Here is a 17,540-nt window from a genome sequence, read left to right as displayed (position 1 = left end):
TCAAACAGGCGGCTTTTTTAGTTTTAAGCGAGAACCGATTGTCTGACTAAAGCAGCCCCGCTCAGTTCAGCCCTTCTTCCGGCTTCTTGCGCCACAGACTGAAGCCAGCGGCTTTTTCCACTGCGTCCAGTTGCCGGGCGTGCTCCGCCAATTCCGCTTCAGAGGCGCGAATCACTCGCAACGAAGGTCTTTGCATATTGATCCTGCGTACTTCGGAGGCCTCTTCTTCCGCGCCGCCATCTTCGGAGTGCAGGGAGAGACTGGTCTGTCCGCCGGTCATAGCGAGATAGACATCCGCCAGAATCTCCGAGTCGAGCAAAGCTCCGTGGAGGTCACGGTGGCTGTTATCGATGCCGTAGCGTTTACAGAGGGCGTCCAGGTTGTTCTTCTGACCTGGGTGCTTCTTGCGCGCCATCATCAAGGTATCAACGACGGAGCAATAATCGCTGACTTTGCCGAAAGGGGCTCCCAGCATGGAGAATTCGTAGTCGATGAAGCCCACGTCAAACGCCGCGTTATGGATGACCAGCTCCGCGCCGTTGATAAAGTCCAGGAAATCCTGGGCGACTTGTTTGAATTTGGGCTTATCCGCCAGGAATTCATTGGAAATGCCGTGAACCTCAAAGGCTCCGGCGTCCACTTCCCGCTCGGGATTGATGTAAACGTGATAGTGATTGCCGGTCAGAGAGCGATCGACCACTTCAACGCAACCGATTTCAATGATCCGGTGGCCTTGGGAGGTTTCCAGACCAGTGGTTTCAGTATCCAGTACTATTTGACGCATATAAAGATTCTCAGCCTGTCTCGCCTAACGCTTCTTTAACGCCAAGATTGGCCAGCTCGTCCGCGCGCTCGTTTAATGGATGGCCGCTGTGCCCTTTGACCCAGCGCCAACTGATATCGTGCTTGTTGCGTTCTTTGTCCAACGCCTGCCACAGATCCACGTTCTTCACTGGATCGCCGCCGCTGGTGCGCCAGCCTTTCTTGATCCAGTTCTGCATCCATTCGGTGATGCCTTTGCGCACATATTGGGAATCCGTATAGAGCTCGACTTTGCAGCCTTGTTTCAACGCGCGCAGCGCCTTGATCGCCGCCATCAGCTCCATGCGATTGTTGGTGGTGTCGAGCTCTCCCCCGAATATCTCCTTTTTATTCTTTCCGTATATCAGGATCGCTCCCCAACCGCCGGGCCCGGGGTTCTTCTTGCAGGCGCCGTCGGTATAAATTTCAACTGTCTTCATTCTTTTTGTACGGCCTGTAGGGCGTAAATTGGTGGACCACAGCCGCCCCCGCGACACGCGAGCGACGCCATTGGGGCCGCAGCGGAATCACGCATCCCACTCGTTTTTGAGCGACGATGGTGTAGTAAGCTCCCAGGGGCAGCCGGAAACGTGCGCCGAACTTATCAAGAAACGCAAGGCGACTCAACCATTGCAGGTTAGTGACCGGTGGAGCATAGAAACGGTAGTGCACGTCTTTAAGGCGGAAGTCCAGCAGACTCAACCAGTCCTCCAGACGCGAGGAGGTCAGAAAACGTCCGGACCAGGGCGCTTTCGGACTTCTGAATATCGCCCGACGCAATCCCCATGCGCTAAGCGGGTTAAAGCCAATGATCACCATATGGCCGCCTGAGCGCAGTACGCGCGCCGCCTCGCGCAAGGACTGGTGCGGCCGCGCTGCTACATCAAGCGTATGGTGCAGAATGACCAGATCAATGCTGTCGCTTTCCAGCGGCAACTCATGGGAATGACACACCAGAGAGCCCTCGGGCAGCTCTTTCTCCCAGCGGGGAACGGAGATGATACGGTGCCCAAGCAGGCTTGACTGCCCTACCGGCAACTCATGACTGACCAGTAACTCCAGCTGGTGATAGCCGAAGAAGCGCCCGATGCTATGTTCTACCGTCTGGCGTTGATTGGCCAGCATGGTCTGCCCCAGAGGCGACTGAAACCAGGTTTCAAATTCCTTCTGTAGACGCTCCGCTTCCATGTCGCTTTTAACTTTCAGTCCTCGCACGCATCCCCCTTGGTCAGTTCTCTGTGAAAACTTACTTTCGTTTGAAAACCACTTAACAACAGACAGCGAGCAGCTATGCTATTAACATGGTCTTCAATCTGTCAGGTTAATGATAAGGGCAGTTCAAAATATGATAAGCGCCCTACGGCAAGTTTTCTAATATTTCATCAACGCATAGCAGTCAGTAATTCAGAATGACCGAAATACTCCCCATTCCCGCCTTCAACGATAACTACATCTGGTCGATTCAAAACGATCAGGGCGACGCCTGGGTGGTGGACCCTGGCGACGCGCAGCCCGTCTTGCGTCACTTGGCGGAGAACGGCCTCACGTTGAGAGGCATTCTGATTACGCATCATCATCACGACCACATCGGCGGCGTGAACGAGCTACTGGCGAACTACGCTGTTCCGGTTTACGGCTTCATGCGCTCCGCCATCAAGGCCATCACCATACCGTTACAGGAAGGCGACCGCGTGGAGTTAGGCGACTTTTCTCTGGCAGTGCTGGAGACGCCCGGGCATACCCTGGACCATATCGCCTACTTTGGCGAGATCGCTGGCGCGCCGCGTCTGTTTTGCGGCGACACCCTGTTTTCCGCCGGTTGCGGACGTTTGTTCGAAGGCGACCCGGCGATGATGCGCCAGTCCCTGGACAAACTGAGACGTCTGCCAGCGAATACCTATATATATTGCGCTCATGAATATACGTTATCTAACCTCCGTTTCGCTCAGGCCGTAATGCCGGAATCGGACGAGGTAAACAAAAGAAAACTTCAATGTGAGTCTTTGCGGGCCCGAGGCGTTCCAACATTGCCTGCCGTGTTGGGCGAAGAGGTCGCCTACAATCCGTTCTTAATGGCGGAACACCCCGCAGTACGGCGGATGGCGCAGGAAGTATCCGGTTCTCCCTGCGCTACTGCAACCGACACTTTTGCGGCGATTCGCGCCTGGAAGGATCGGTTCTAAAATTTTTTAACTTGCTGTCTATAAAATGTGTACCTAAAATCCGACCCTGGCATTTTTCAGGCTCAAAAGTAAAGTTGTGAAGTTATGGTTTGGATCTCGCGCCTCGCGATCACGTTGTCATTACTAGTCTGCGTCTCCTGTACGCAATTAAGAGGACTATCAAAGGAAGGCGGAGAGCCCCTGGCTGACGAAAGCGCCGCACAACAAGCGGACGCCTCTACCCGTAAAAACGGCGAAGGGCCGGCGGGTGGCAAACAGGACCCTTGGAATCCCTCTCTGCAATCGGATTACGAATATCTCGACCTCAATGACCTCTCTCCCGAGGAGCAGTTGACTTGGGCCGCACAAGGCGCCCGGGGTGAGGACGGAGACATTGAAGGCGGCGTGGACGCAACGCCCGTCAATATCTGGAACCGCATCCGCGCTGGTTTCGCACTGGATCTCGTTAATCAGACTAACCCCCGTATCGACTCAGAACAGAAGTGGTACGCGAGTCATCAGTCTTATCTTGATCGCACTTTCGGTCGTAGCGCCCTGTATCTGCATCACATTGTGAACGAGGCGGAAAAGCGCAAGATGCCGCTCGAGCTGGCGTTATTGCCAGTGGTGGAAAGCGCCTTCGATCCTTTCGCCTATTCTCACGGACGCGCATCCGGCATCTGGCAGTTCATTCCCAGCACCGGCAAACATTTTGGACTGCAGCAAAACTGGTGGTATGACGGCCGTCGCGATATCGTCGCATCTACCGATGCCGCGCTGACCTATCTGCAGAAACTGTCGGACATGTTCGACGGCGACTGGTTGTTGGCGCTGGCGGCTTATAACTCCGGCGCCGGCACCGTTATGCGGGCGATCAAAAAGAATCAGGCGAAAGGCCTGCCGACCGATTACTGGTCATTGAGTCTGCCCCGCGAAACCAGCATGTACGTGCCGCGTCTGCTAGCCATCGCCAAAGTGGTGGCCGACCCGGACAATAACGGCGTCACGCTGGTGGATATTGCAGATGAGCCTTACTTCGGCGTCGTAGAACTGGATTCGCAAATTGACCTCGCTCAAGCAGCTAAACTGGCGCAAATTGACGTTGACGACCTTTACGTTCTCAACCCTGGTTACAACCAGTGGGCGACCGCGCCGCTGGGCCCGCACCGTCTGGCGCTGCCTTTGCCGCAGCTGAAGGTCTTTGAAGACGCCTACGCCAACACGCCGAAAAAGCAGTTGGTGAACTGGACTCGCTACAAGGTCAGACAAGGCGACACTTTGATCACTATCGCCAAACACCACAAGACCACTCCAGAAGTAGTGCAGGAAGTTAACCGTCTGAAAGGCGCGTTGATCAGAGTTGGCCAACAGCTGCTGATTCCCAGCTCTTATGAAGGCGAAGATTTTTACAGCCTGAGTGCAGACAACCGTCTGGAAGCCAAACAGTCGAAGCAGATTGGCGGCAACGGCACTGCGAAGGTGGAGCACGTTGTGAAAGCCGGCGACACCCTGTGGGATATCGCCCAGGACTACAAAGTCAATGTTCGCAAACTGGCGCGCTGGAACGGCATGGCGCCCGGCGATGTGCTCTCTCCCGGCAAAACACTGGTTATCTGGACCAAGTCCGGCGTGCAGCAAACCGCCAAGGCATCCTCCCCCTCCATCAAGAATCGTCAGGTTATTCGCAAGATCGGCTACAAAATTCGTAGCGGCGATTCGCTGTACCGCATCGCCAGCCGCTTTAACGTCAGCGTCAACGATCTACTGCGTTGGAACTCTATCAACAAGGGAAGCGTGCTGCGCCCAGGCCAGCGCCTGAGCATCTACGTGGACGTCACGCAAATTAACTGACGCTCATCTGCGGACTGATTGAAAAGCCAGCTACAACGCTGGCTTTTTTATTGGGCGCGCAAGAGAAGCTTTCGAATCAACATACCCGCTGGAAAATCTACTTCTTCGCCAGCAGCGACAGACATAAACAGGTTTGCTGCACAAAATGCTTGAACCCCGTGTAATAAGTTTCGCTCATGGGTCGCCCGCTGACTCTTAAATCCGCATAGAGAAAGCCGACCTCTCTACCGTTGGCGATAATCGGCCCGATAAAGAAATCCCCCATTCCAACAATATCGATGAAGGCGCGAGTGCGCAGCTTGCTAAGGGAAGCATAGCTGCCGCTGCCAATCCAGGCGGACTGATGCGAACTCATGACAGCGTGGAAAAAGTTATCCTGCGACTTGTCGTAGGCGAATCTGAACCGCTCGCGCCAATTGATCATTTTTTGCCCCACCAGGAATTTCGCGCCAACCTGCGTTCGCGGCTGATTGAAAATCGCCAATACGACTCTCTCCAACCCCACTCCTCGATGGAGACCTTCCAACACCGTCTGGAACAAGACTCCGGTATCGATTTTCCCCGCCATCATTTGCATGATGCGCTGCAAGGTTTCCAGCTGAAACTGTGGGTCTGGCTGTAGCAGAGGTTCATCCGACGCCAGTTCAGCGGACTTCGCCTCCCGGCTTGTCTGCTCCAAAATTCTGGAAATCTGCGGGTCAGAGTACTCCCTGGACAACTCAGCCGCTTCCTCCATACTCGCTTGCAGCTTGGCCTTGATGGCATTGACGGGCGTGTTGCTGAACACCGACACTCGCTTCAACACCGCCTGCATTTCAGGAGAATCCCAGCCCTTCTCCACGGCGATGGAGATGTCTTCGCCCAAGCGCACCGCCTGCGCCTTTCTGCTGGGCTCATCCGGGGGCGACAAAGCTTCGCTCAGCGTGTCTCCCAGCCCCCACTCATTGGCCATTTCCCGGGTCAGCCGGTCGAAGGTCACACCTAACAAGGATTCCAGTTCCGGCGTGGAGACGCCTTGCTGGTACATGCGATAGGCCTTGTCCACAGCGGGATGAGGGTAGCCCCAGATCAGCATTTCTCCCAGGTGCAGCAACAGCGTTGCGACGAACACTTCCTCTTTTACATCCGCCCGCGCTTTATCACATAGATTGCGAGCCTGTACGGCGGCGTGAAAGGACCGCGCCATTTGCATGACCAGGCTGTCGCGAGGATGCTGCTTCAACAACGCCTCCATCAAAATGGAGGACACGCAAATCGCCCTTACCGCATTGAAGCCGATATGCATGATCGCCCGGCTGACAGTGGGTATGGGAGCCCTGCTGGGGTTATACACCGCACTGTTCGCCAGCTTGATTATTTTTGAGGTCAGCGCGGGGGTCTTCAGCACCACATCCGAGAGTTGCGCCACGGAGGACTCCTCCGAGGCCGTCAACTGGTTCAGTTGCCGGATGATCGCCCCCATCACCACAGCGTCCATGTGCGCCAACTCTTCAAGCCATTCGTCCAGGCCAAAAGGCGCCTTTGTCTTTGCCAAAACCATGATCGCTCTATTGGGTTCTCTTAATTAAATAGTAGAAGTCGCCGCAGGATGCGTAAAAGTCATGCGTTGAATAAGTGTAGTCGCTTTACGGGAAGTCAGCCGTTTATGGGGTCTCGCGGCGCGCCCAACAAGTTGCGCGACAGCGATAAGAGAGCGGCTCAGCCTAAACGGATCGTAATATAAAGCGCTTGAAGCCTCGCGCCGGACAAAGCAACATGCAAACAGGAACGCCCACCCACCGGGCGCAGGGATTTTGTCGGCAAGGACGCGTGGATCACAGTTTACGGCGGCGGTCCGTCAATCATCTTGTACGCCCGCATTAAACTGCTAATATCAATAACTGCTTGTTTTCAATAAATTAACCTTTAACAAGGCTATGAAATGATTCGATCCTTCGTTCTGCTGCTCTTATGCGCCGTTAGTTTGGTATGTTATGGAGAGCCGGAGGTCATCACAGCAAAAGGCATCGCGCTCAGGGGCGAACCCAAGTACCCGGACGATTTTACTCACTTCGATTACGTTAACCCCGACGCGCCCAAAGGCGGCACGATCCGACTTCACTCCATCGGCACCTACGACAACTTTAACCGTTATGCGCAAAGGGGCACTTCCGGAGCAGGCGCAGACGAGCTATACGATAGCCTGCTGATCGCGTCACAGGACGAAATTGAAGTTTACTATCCGTTGATAGCGGAGAAGATTGAGTTCGCGTCTGATTATTCCTGGATCATTTTCCATATCAATCCCAAGGCGACCTTCCAGGATCACAAGCCGATCACCGCCCAGGACGTCAAATTCTCCTTTGAGAAGTTCGCCAATGAGGGCGTGCCTCAATTCAAAAAATATTATTCATTCATCACCTCGATCGAAGTTCTGGATGAGCATCAGGTCAAGTTCTCTATGAAGGACGCCAACAGGGAGCAGATGTTCTCCTTGTTCAGTCTCAAAATCCTGCCAGAGCACTACTGGGCTTCCCGTAATTTCGGCGACCCTATCAAAGATGTTCCCCTGGGCAGCAGCGGCGTTACCATCAGCGACTACAGTTACGGCCAATATGTTGTAGTGAAAACGCTGGATGATTACTGGGGCAAAGACCTGCCCGTCAACAAGGGCCGCAACAACATCACCTACACCCGCTACGATTACTACCGGGACGCCACTGTTGCATTCGAGGCGTTCAAGTCCGGTGAATTTGACTTCTGGCAGGAAGGCGAAGCCAAAAACTGGGCGACGGCCTACAATTTTCCGGCGATCAAGAACAAACTCGTCAAAAAAGAAGAGTTGGCCCACAGTATCCCTCAGAGCACAACCGGCTTCGTCTACAACACGGAACGCCCTATCTTCAAAGACCGTCGCGTTCGTAAAGCGCTGAGCTATCTGCTTGATTTCGAGTGGATGAACAAAGCGCTTTTTTATGGCCAATATGTTCGCACCACCAGCTACTTCACCAATACGCCATACTCCACCTCAGGGCTTCCCAGTGAAGCAGAGCTGGAAATATTAAATCCGCTAAAAGACCAGCTTCCTCCGGAAGTATTCGAGAAGCCATTCAAGCTGCCCGTCACCAACGGCGACGGCTACATTCGCGACAATATCCGCATCGCGCTCCAATTATTGAAGGAAGCTGGCTGGGAGCTGAGAGATGGAAAGACCGTCAACGCCAAAACCGGCCAACAAATGGAGTTTGAACTTCTCAGCTACAGCCCCACTACAGAGCGCTCAGCAGCGCCGCTGAGGAGAAATCTGGAGAAGATCGGCATCATCATGAATCTGCGCCAAGTGGACCCAAGCCAGTACATCAACCGCGTGCGCACCCATGACTTCGACATGGTGTCGTTCCGTTATCCCGCCCTCTCCTATCCTTCCAGCGATCTCAAAATCCTGTTCCACTCCAGCTTTGTCGATTCCACCTGGAATTCCGCCAACCTTAGAGATCCAGCGGTGGATGCGATTGTTGAAGGGATAGAAAAAAGCCAGGAAGACCCAGACAAACTGTTGGTCTACGGACATGCGCTGGATCGCGTACTGCTATGGAAGTACCTCATGATTCCACAATGGCACCTAAGCGCCTTCCGCATAGCCTATTGGGACAAATTCAGCCGTCCTGAAACCCGCCCCAAATACGATTTAGGGCAGGACACCTGGTGGTTTGACAAAGACAAAGCAGCGCAACTTGGGCGTTAATCTATGGCCGCTTACATAATAAGACGACTCCTACTGATGATCCCCACCCTTTGGGCGATCATCACCATTAACTTTTTCATTATCCAGATAGCCCCCGGAGGCCCAGTAGATCAGGCCATGGCCCAAGCCATGTCACTTGAAGGAGGCAGACTGGATAAAATATCTGGCGCTAACCAACAGGATGTAGGGTCAGCAGCCAGTGAAAGCTCTCAATACCGCGGAGCGCGAGGTTTAGACCCTGAGGTCATAGCAGAGATAGAGAAACGCTTCGGGTTTGATAAGCCAATCCACGAACGTTACTGGAATATGCTGAAAAGCTATGTGATGTTCGACTTTGGCGATAGCCTGTTCAAAAGCGGTAGCGTTGTTGGCCTTATAATAGAGCGAATGCCCGTCACCATCTCACTTGGACTTTGGACAACTCTACTTATTTACATGATTTCCATTCCTCTTGGCATCTCAAAAGCCCTGAGAAATGGACATCAATTTGATAGATGGACCAGCAGCGTACTTTCCATTGCCTACGCAATTCCAGGCTTCCTGTTTGCTATCTTGCTGGTAATTCTATTTGCAGGCGGCACCTACTTTGACTGGTTTCCACTGCGTGGCCTGGTTTCCGAAAACTGGGACAGTTTATCTTGGCCCAATAAGATTCTGGATTACTTCTGGCATATAACTCTGCCTGTCTTGGCGATGGTTATCAGCGGCTTCGCAACACTAACCCTTTTAACCAAAAACTCATTTTTGGATGAGATCAACAAGCAGTATGTCATGACCGCTAAGGCAAAGGGGCTCACTCAGCGGGAAGTGCTTTATAAACACATATTCCGCAACGCCATGCTAATTATTATCTCGGGGTTTCCCGGCGCATTTATCAGAATCTTTTTCACCGGCTCAATCATTATTGAAGTGATTTTCTCTCTTGAAGGAATCGGACTCTTGGGCTTTGAAGCAATTACCCAACGCGATTACCCCATTGTATTCAGCACTCTCTATATCTTCACTTTAATGGGGCTTCTGATATCACTGATATCCGACCTTACTTATACCTGGGTTGACCCCAGAATTGACTTCGAGAAAAGGGGCTAGCTAATGGCGTCATTCAAGCTCAGCAATAAAAGTGCGCGGCGCTGGCAAGCATTCAAATCTCATCGAATGGGCTTTTACTCACTTTGGCTCTTTCTGTTCATATTCCTATTCTGTCTACTCGCAGAACTTGTCGCCAATGACAAACCCATCCTCGTAAAGTATGACGACAGCTATTACCTCCCAATTTGGAACACCTATCTGGAAACAGAGTTCGGTGGAGAATTCGAGTTCGAAGCGGACTATAAAGACCCATATGTCGCAAAGCTGATTGACGATAAAGGGTGGATGATTTGGCCGCTGGTTCCATACAGCTATAAAACAATCATCTATGATCTGGATTCTCCCGCTCCAAGCGCTCCTAGCACAAAAAACTTGTTAGGAACCGATGATCAGGGGCGAGATGTATTAGCCCGGGTGATTTATGGATTCAGAATATCTGTCTTATTTGGTTTTAGCTTAACCATTATCTCCGCCATCATTGGAGTAATCGCGGGGGCGATGCAAGGATATTACGGCGGCAAGATAGACTTGTTTTTCCAACGCTTTATCGAAATCTGGGCGAGTATGCCAACGCTGTTTCTCCTGATTATTCTGGCCAGCATCATTGAGCCTACTTTCTGGGTATTGCTCGGTTTCATTCTTCTCTTCACATGGATGGGGTTCGTTGGCGCGGTACGAGCAGAATTTTTACGTGGCAGGAACTTTGAGTACGTCACCGCAGCAAGAGCAATGGGCATGGGCGACAGGAGAATCATGTTCAAACATATCTTACCTAACGCAATGGTGGCCACGCTGACATTTATGCCGTTCATACTATCAGGCTCGGTGGAAACGCTCACTACGCTCGACTTCCTGGGTTTCGGCCTTCCAGCCGGCTCCCCCTCTTTAGGCGAGTTATTGGCTCAGGGCAAAGCTAACTTACAGGCCCCCTGGCTGGGCATCACTGCCTTCGTTGTTCTCGCGCTACTTATGGGCTTATTGGTCTTTATTGGAGAGGCTGTCAGAGACGCCCTTGACCCACGCACCAGCTACTAACCGAGAGAGTCTCATGGATACAATTTTAAGCATGCAAGACCTGACTCTTAGCTTTGCCCAGGGAGGCAAAGAAAATCAGGTGGTCCATGGCGTCAGCTTTGATATCAAGGCGGGACAGACTGTGGCGCTAGTAGGCGAAAGCGGTTCCGGCAAGTCCGTTAGCTCATTGTCGATACTCAAGCTCCTGAACTCCCCTCCTCTCAAATTCAAAAGCGGCAAGATTCTCTGGCAAGGAGAAGACCTGATCAGCGCGCCGGAGTCTCGGATGCGACAAGTGCGCGGCCATGAGATAAGCGTGATCTTTCAAGAGCCTCTGACCTCTCTCAACCCACTGCATAAGATTCATCGGCAGATTTCGGAAACCATTGAAAGACACCAGGGATTGACCAAAAAACAGTGCATGGAGCTGGCGCTGGATTGGCTCAATAAAGTCGGCATCCGCAATCCGGAACAAAAACTCAATGCGTATCCGCATCAGCTTTCTGGCGGGGAAAGACAGCGCGTAATGATCGCCATGGCGCTGGTCAACAAGCCCAAATTATTGATCGCCGATGAACCAACTACGGCGCTGGACGTTACCATACAGGCGCAAATTCTGGATTTGATCCGTGAGCTGCAGGTAGAGATGAATATGTCTGTCCTGTTTATTACTCACGACCTGCACATTGTGAGGAAGCTTTCTGACTATGTTGTTGTCATGGAAAAAGGCAATGTTGTCGAACAGGGAGAAACTCAGGCGCTATTCTCTAATCCTTCTCACCCTTATACGAAAAAGCTGATTGAGGCGGAGCCTCATGGAACGCCACCCCAAATCGCAACAGATAAGACGCCCATCCTGGAAGTAAAAGAACTGAAATGCTGGTTCCCGATTAAAAAAGGCGTCTTCCAGCGCACGGTGGACCACATCAAAGCCGTGAACAATATCAGCCTGAGCATATTGCCCGGAGAATCCGTCGGACTGGTAGGCGAAAGCGGCTCGGGCAAGTCCACGCTGGGGCGCAGTATCTTGCGCCTGGAAAACAGCGAAGGCGTCATCAACTACAACGGCCAGCGCATAGACCTGCTGGACAGCAAATCCCTGAAGCCTCTTCGTCGGGAGATCCAGGTTATTTTCCAGGACCCTTTCGGCTCTCTCAGCCCAAGGTTGACCATCGAGGAGATTATCAGCGAGGGGTTGGAAATCCATAAAATCGGCGACGCAGCCAGCCGCGAGCAAAGCGTGATTGAGGCGATGCGGGAAGTGGAGCTTGATCCGGAATGGCGTTATCGCTACCCCAATGAGTTTTCCGGCGGACAGCGACAACGTATCGCCATCGCCCGCGCGCTGGTGCTGAAACCCAAGCTGCTGATTCTCGACGAACCCACCTCTTCTCTGGACCGCACCATCCAGCAGCAGGTCATCGAGCTGTTGCAGCGACTGCAGAAAGAGCATCATCTCAGTTACTTGTTCATCAGCCATGATCTGCGAGTCGTGAAAGCCCTTTGTCATCGTATCGTGGTCATGCAGGGCGGTGAGTTGGTGGAGGCTGGCGACTGCGACGCCATTTACGCCAATCCGACGCAGCCCTACACACGCAAATTATTGGAAACTGCTTTTTATTAATACAAAGCGGCTACATCTCATACCAGCGCGCCCTCCCTCGTCCCGTTAAATGCTCCCAGGGCGTTGCGGGACGGGCCACGGCGCGCCTTTTTCTGTCATACTAAAGACTCATAGAAGCGTCGCCGTGATTAGTAAGAAAATATTTAATGTTTCAGCCGACAATAAGTTTTGGATGTTAGCTTAAGTAAATACAATCATCGGCCGTTTATTCATAAACAGCTTGAAGGTCTCTCTGAAGATAACTACAGGATAGAAAAATGGGATTACTAAGCGGAAAAAAAGCACTGATCGTCGGTGTTGCAAGTAAATTATCCATCGCCAAAGGTATTGCTGACGCTTTCCATCGGGAAGGCGCTGAAATCGCCCTGACCTACCAGAACGATAAGCTCAAGGGCCGGGTGGAAGGTTTCGCCGCGGAATACGACTCCAAGCTGACATTTCCCTGCGACGTAAGCAGCGACGCTGAAATCGAACAATTGTTCAAAGACCTCGGCCAGCATTGGGACGGCGTCGACATTCTGGTGCACTCCGTCGGTTACGCGCCAGGCCACGAGCTTGACGGCAACTACGTGGACGCCACCACTCGCGAAGGCTTCCGCATCGCCCACGACATCAGCTCCTACAGCTTCGTCGCGTTGGCGAAAGGCGCCCGCGAAATGATGAAAGGCCGCAACGGCAGCCTGCTGACTCTGACCTATCTGGGCGCAGAGCGCGTTATCCCCAACTACAACGTAATGGGTCTGGCCAAAGCCAGCCTGGAAGCCAACACCCGTTACATGGCGTGCAGCCTGGGGCCGGAAGGCACTCGCGTCAACGCGATTTCCGCAGGTCCCATCCGCACTCTGGCGGCGTCCGGCATCAAGGACTTCCGTAAGATGTTGCAGGAAAACGAGAAGCAGACCCCGCTGCGTCGCAACGTGACCATTGATGAAGTGGGCAACGCCGCGCTGTTCCTGTGCTCTGACCTGGCCAGCGGCGTAACCGGTGAAATCATGTACGTGGACGGCGGCTTCAACATTACCGCCAGAGGCGGCGAATAAGTTATCGCTGCTGACTGCAATACTGGGGAGCCGGATCATGCCGGCTCCTTGTTTAAACGTCTCGCCGTTTCTTAACCTCTCTTCGTCAGCTTTCTCCAAGACCCTTATCCCACAGGCGCGTATTGGTTTTCAGCACCACGTCACTGTATGAGTCCCGCATTAGGGTTAATGTAACCTTTTGTTATCTCGGGACATGACGCTCCCACCGCGCAACGCATATAAAAACAAAATCCACACCAGGAGTATTTCAGCCGCATATGAACAGGAAGCTCTTACTGTCGTTCTGCCTTCTATTCGTCGTCGGGCTCAGTGGCTGCGCCGGCCTCAAGCCATCTCTCAAAGCCAGTCCCACTCTCGCCAACGCCCTGGGCGTCGCAGACATTCCCCTGAAAGAGTTAAAGAAGCAATACGCGGATAAAGACTCCCGCTTCATGGAAGTGGACGACCTGCAGATTCACTATCGCGACGTCGGCGAGGGTCCGACCATTGTGTTGCTGCACGGCATCATGTCGTCGTTACATACTTGGGAAGGATGGATTGAGGAGTTGCGCAAGAACTACCGCGTCATCGCTCTGGATCTTCCCGGTTATGGCCTGACCGGGGGGCCGGAAGACGCCGACGACTTCGATGAAGATTACGTTTATATCCGTTTCAGCAAGTTCATCAGACAACTGGAACTGACTCGATTCAGTCTGGCGGGCAACTCCTTCGGCGGCTATCTTTCCGCCCGCTATGCCGCGGAGCATCCAGAACAGGTGGAAAAACTCATTCTGATTGACCCGGTAGGCTACCCACAGGAACACACGCCAGGAGTATTTGATCTGGCCACCATGCCGGTGGTGGGAACGCTGGCCAACTATGTGCAACCGCCCATATTAGTGACGCGCAATGTGGAGCAGGTTTATGGCGATCCCAAGCGCATCAGCCAGGACAATCTCTATCGATACGTACACATGTCCCAGCGCCCCGGCGCCAGGAAGATTTACGTGCGCACCATGCGCATCATGAAAGAAGCCGCGGCGGAGCAACGCAACCTTCCCTTCGCGGACATTCGCTCGCCGACACTATTGATGTGGGGAGAAGCGGATCATTGGGTTCCCATAAAACTGGCGGAGCGCTGGCGCGGGGACGTCAGAAACATCAAGTTCATCAGCTATCCCGGGGTAGGACACGTGCCCATGGAGGAGATCGCCTACCAGACTGTGCAGGACGCTATCGTATTCCTGTCAGACCTGCAGCAGGCGCCGACACGCAGCGAGCCTTCCATTGAGGAGCTGGAATCCATTCTGCAGGGCGACGGTGGCTTCGAGCCGATGGAGGGCATCTGACGCCTTCTGCGCATCGCCCTCTCCCGGCGACGACGCCATAACCATCCCGTCACCCCGAGGATTACAAATCCTCAGTGGGTGACGTGATCCGCGTGGTCGGCGTCCTCATCGGAAAACATGGCTGACACCGCCAGTTTCCACTCGACGATGGAGGTCTCTTCGGACTCGAACAGCGCCAATCCGGTCATATATCCATAAGTTCCCGGCAAGCGTTTGCGCCACTTCACTTCGGCGGTAAGATGAAACTTGTCGCCGGTTTTCTCCCGCAGGATGCATATCTGCAAGATGGCCCCGACTCGCAGCGCCTCTGGAATACGCACTTGCAGCCCGTTGGCGGAGATATCCACCGTCTCGGTCGCCCGCACCGCCGGATTGAGATCGTCGCTTTCCACCGCGCCAGGGGTCATGATCTCCACATAAATCACTTCATTGTGCGGCAGACGCGGCTCCGTGCGCTGGTTATCGTCCAGGGGATTTTCTTTCACCGACATACGTCACCTCTTCGCAATGCCTATTCTGCCCAAGGCGCGGGACAACCTTTCTTCCATTTCCACACCCGCTCCCAACACTTCAAAAAGCCCGTCGAGAATGTGGTCCACAACCTCATCACGTTTCATTTCTGTTATTTTCATCCCGAAATCATCTACAAATATCAGCTTGTCCGTGGCGTTCAAACGTACGCCCAGCTTACAGCGCACAGGTTCGCCTCCCTTCTGCAACTGCACCCAGCCCCCCACTTTGAGGCCGTCTATCGCATTACGCGCCTGCTGACGTCTCTCCAGGGCTTTTCTTTCCTGCTCTTCCAACTCCCGCCGGAGCAACTCCTGCTCCGCCTCCAGGCGTTCCTGCTCCAGCTTTCTGGCGGCTTCTTCCCGCGCAGCGATGATCGCCTTGGCTTCAGCTTCCGCTTTTTCCTGCGCCGCCTTACGCAGCGCCTTTTCCTTCGCCAGCAAACTTTGCTGACGCAAACGCTGCGCCCGATCCCAGACAATATACTCCCTGGCCAGCTCATAAAACACTTGCTGAATGCGCGTCGAGCCATCGAACGCCTGCAGGCGTCCTTCATTCTTGTCTTTGATCAAATCCTCTATGGGCTCCATCGACGTTTTTCTGCCGTTATAGTCGCCCCAAACCACCACTTTCTGCCCCGGCAGATAGACCAGAAACTTGCATACTTTGTCGAACCGGTTGAACCAGCCCCCGCGCAATTCCGTGAGCGCCAGTTCGTCAATCTGCAACTGATCTCTGACCTCATCCAGCTCCGTGGGAGCCGGCGTGAACATCACCCGCTCCACATCCTGACCTTTGACGATGCTCATCAGGATATCCTCCAGCCAGGCCAGGGTCTGCTCCGCATCGTTGGGATTGTGGCTCAGGCTCACCAGATGTTTCTCCAGCTCCTCTACGATCAGTCCCGCGAAGGTGTATAACTTCTGCTGGCTGGCGGCCGTGTGATCGCCGCGAAATGTGAACACAATGCGATCGCACAGCTTACGCATGATCGAATAGTGTTTGCTGCTTTCGCCTTCCTGCAACAGCACCAGACGCATGGAGTCGAGCCAGGGCCCTTTCATGAACTGCACCACCACTTCCGGCAGCTCTACCCCCTCCGCTGACTGATTCACCGCCATCGCGGCCTTCTGGTGGATATACCATGCATTATCGAGCCCCAATTCAGTTTCAATCAGGCGCTTTTCCAATTGATGACGGCGCTGACTTTCCCGCTGCCACTCCGCCATCAAGGCGTCGTATGCGCGACGCTGCTCGTCGGAGCTGAGACAGTTGTCGTCATCCAGCAGATGCGTCAGCGCGGAAAGGGACTTCATTACAAAGGGCGGCGGCTGGCCTCCGCCCTCTTCCCATCCCATGAACAGCTTTTCCACCAACGCCAGCAGGCGCGCCACCGGGTGCTCTTCGTTGATGACGAATTCCGGTTGATCCAGCAGCAAGGCGGCGAATATGTATTTACGACGCAGCAGCGTCTTCTTTACGAATGGGTCCAGGGGGCTGGCGTTTTCCCAGCGCTCCGCCGCGCGGTCGATGAAAGTAAGGCAGTTGACCAGCGTTCTGTCCAATCCGCCAAGTTCTTTATTGAGCGCCAGCACCACGCCTTTGAGGTTTTCCTGCTTCTCCCGGCTGACGCTGGCCAGCTTATCCGCCACCTCATGGCGCTCTCTGTCGATTTGCGGCGGCGCGGCGGTGTCGCCAAGAAAAGAAAAGATTTCTTTCGTCTCTGGAAGCTCCAGTCTGACCAAGGCCGCGGAAAGGGCTTCTACTGTAACTTCAGCTTGCTCCATCATGTACCTTTTGCACGCAACCCATCTTTTCAAGACAGCCGCATCAGCGAGATCCGGGCCGAAGCGGTCCGGTGTTAGAGGGGAATAAAAACGCGAGGTTAAAAATGTCCGGACGACTCTAAAAGTATAGTCGGATTTGTCGCGGACGGGTCGCGCCTGACAGATATTTCATGCGCGTCGCCTATAACCGCCAATTCTGTACAGACCGCTCTTATGACCAATCAATATGACCTCACAAACGTAATACTGTTATGCTTTAAAGCAGAGTCCCGCAAGACCGAACAGCAGTGAATAACAAGGAGGACTCGATGTATAACCTTTGCGAAGATCGCCGCCGCAGAGAGCGTCGCAACCAACCGGGATCGAACGCGCCCAGGATCAAAAACCTTGAGCGTCGCAGCACTGACCGGCGCAGGGACAGACGTCCATTGGACGAATTCCCCTATTTGCCCCAGTGTTGCCTATAGTCGGCTAACGCCGACCCTACCGGAGACGGAAAATTCCGTCTCCGGGTTCCCATTCTGCGGTTAAACCGCCCGCAAACTCCCACTGCGCGCTGAATTTCCTCGATTCATCTATAGGCTAACGCCGGCAAGCTTGCTATTCTTCT

Annotated in this window: 14 protein-coding genes; 8 read left to right on the top strand and 6 right to left on the bottom strand. The window is 53.6% G+C overall.

What is annotated here, in order from left to right:
* Positions 1–61: 61 nt before the first annotated feature.
* From dnaQ to ACQYWX_RS11890, 3 genes are read right to left on the bottom strand one after another with little or no spacing between them, the layout of a single operon-like run.
* Positions 62–784 carry a DNA polymerase III subunit epsilon gene (dnaQ, locus tag ACQYWX_RS11900; protein ID WP_279501787.1) on the bottom strand — a complete coding sequence of 241 codons (723 nt, stop codon included), beginning with the start codon at positions 782–784 and terminating at the stop codon, positions 62–64.
* A gap of 10 nt (positions 785–794) precedes the next feature.
* Positions 795–1,241 (bottom strand): ribonuclease HI, encoded by a 447-nt coding sequence (gene rnhA, locus ACQYWX_RS11895; RefSeq protein ID WP_127969882.1) that lies wholly within the window; start codon positions 1,239–1,241, stop codon positions 795–797.
* A complete protein-coding gene (locus ACQYWX_RS11890; protein WP_279501790.1) occupies positions 1,228–2,016 on the bottom strand; it encodes a class I SAM-dependent methyltransferase in 789 nt (262 codons plus the stop codon). The genes rnhA and ACQYWX_RS11890 overlap by 14 nt, the downstream gene beginning before the upstream one ends.
* Positions 2,017–2,210: 194 nt before the next feature.
* Between ACQYWX_RS11890 and gloB the strand changes: the two genes are divergently transcribed.
* Together gloB and ACQYWX_RS11880 are read left to right on the top strand one after the other, a co-directional pair.
* Complete coding sequence (gene gloB / locus ACQYWX_RS11885; protein ID WP_431688912.1) at positions 2,211–2,984, top strand: hydroxyacylglutathione hydrolase; 774 nt, start codon at positions 2,211–2,213, stop codon at positions 2,982–2,984.
* Positions 2,985–3,068: 84 nt separating this feature from the next.
* Positions 3,069–4,814, top strand: a complete 1,746-nt coding sequence (locus tag ACQYWX_RS11880) for a LysM peptidoglycan-binding domain-containing protein (protein WP_431688911.1) — start codon at positions 3,069–3,071, stop codon at positions 4,812–4,814.
* 97 nt (positions 4,815–4,911) lie between these two features.
* On the opposite strand, the gene ACQYWX_RS11875 is transcribed toward ACQYWX_RS11880, so the two are convergent.
* A complete protein-coding gene (locus tag ACQYWX_RS11875) occupies positions 4,912–6,354 on the bottom strand; it encodes an HDOD domain-containing protein (RefSeq protein ID WP_279501793.1) in 1,443 nt (480 codons plus the stop codon).
* A 381-nt stretch (positions 6,355–6,735) separates the two neighbouring features.
* Here ACQYWX_RS11875 and ACQYWX_RS11870 point away from each other — a divergent pair, with 381 nt between their 5' ends.
* The 6 genes from ACQYWX_RS11870 (at position 6,736) to ACQYWX_RS11845 (ending at position 14,633) form a co-directional block, all read left to right on the top strand.
* Positions 6,736–8,538, top strand: a complete 1,803-nt coding sequence (locus tag ACQYWX_RS11870; RefSeq protein ID WP_431688910.1) for an extracellular solute-binding protein — start codon at positions 6,736–6,738, stop codon at positions 8,536–8,538.
* Between the two features lie 3 nt (positions 8,539–8,541).
* The gene (locus tag ACQYWX_RS11865) at positions 8,542–9,627 is read left to right on the top strand and encodes a microcin C ABC transporter permease YejB (RefSeq protein ID WP_216735875.1); all 1,086 of its coding nucleotides are present in this window, start codon (positions 8,542–8,544) and stop codon (positions 9,625–9,627) included.
* Positions 9,628–9,630: 3 nt separating this feature from the next.
* On the top strand, positions 9,631–10,662 hold the full coding sequence (locus ACQYWX_RS11860; protein ID WP_431688909.1) for an ABC transporter permease: 1,032 nt from the start codon (positions 9,631–9,633) through the stop codon (positions 10,660–10,662).
* 13 nt (positions 10,663–10,675) lie between these two features.
* Positions 10,676–12,265, top strand: a complete 1,590-nt coding sequence (locus ACQYWX_RS11855; RefSeq protein WP_431688908.1) for an ABC transporter ATP-binding protein — start codon at positions 10,676–10,678, stop codon at positions 12,263–12,265.
* Between the two features lie 257 nt (positions 12,266–12,522).
* Positions 12,523–13,305, top strand: coding sequence for an enoyl-ACP reductase FabI (locus ACQYWX_RS11850; RefSeq protein ID WP_127969873.1), 783 nt, complete (start codon positions 12,523–12,525; stop codon positions 13,303–13,305).
* 257 nt (positions 13,306–13,562) lie between these two features.
* Complete coding sequence (locus ACQYWX_RS11845) at positions 13,563–14,633, top strand: alpha/beta fold hydrolase (RefSeq protein ID WP_431688907.1); 1,071 nt, start codon at positions 13,563–13,565, stop codon at positions 14,631–14,633.
* Between the two features lie 71 nt (positions 14,634–14,704).
* Here ACQYWX_RS11845 and ACQYWX_RS11840 read toward each other — a convergent pair whose 3' ends face one another.
* Together ACQYWX_RS11840 and ACQYWX_RS11835 are read right to left on the bottom strand one after the other, a co-directional pair.
* On the bottom strand, positions 14,705–15,124 hold the full coding sequence (locus tag ACQYWX_RS11840; RefSeq protein WP_216735871.1) for a PilZ domain-containing protein: 420 nt from the start codon (positions 15,122–15,124) through the stop codon (positions 14,705–14,707).
* 3 nt (positions 15,125–15,127) lie between these two features.
* A complete protein-coding gene (locus ACQYWX_RS11835) occupies positions 15,128–16,933 on the bottom strand; it encodes a DUF1631 family protein (RefSeq protein WP_253938189.1) in 1,806 nt (601 codons plus the stop codon).
* Positions 16,934–17,540: the final 607 nt, after the last annotated feature.

The sequence above is a fragment of the Hahella sp. NBU794 genome (genome assembly GCF_050749805.1).
Lineage (GTDB): Bacteria > Pseudomonadota > Gammaproteobacteria > Pseudomonadales > Oleiphilaceae > Hahella.
Note: the sequence above shows the minus strand (reverse complement) of the source record. Positions and strands in the feature narration are given on the sequence as shown.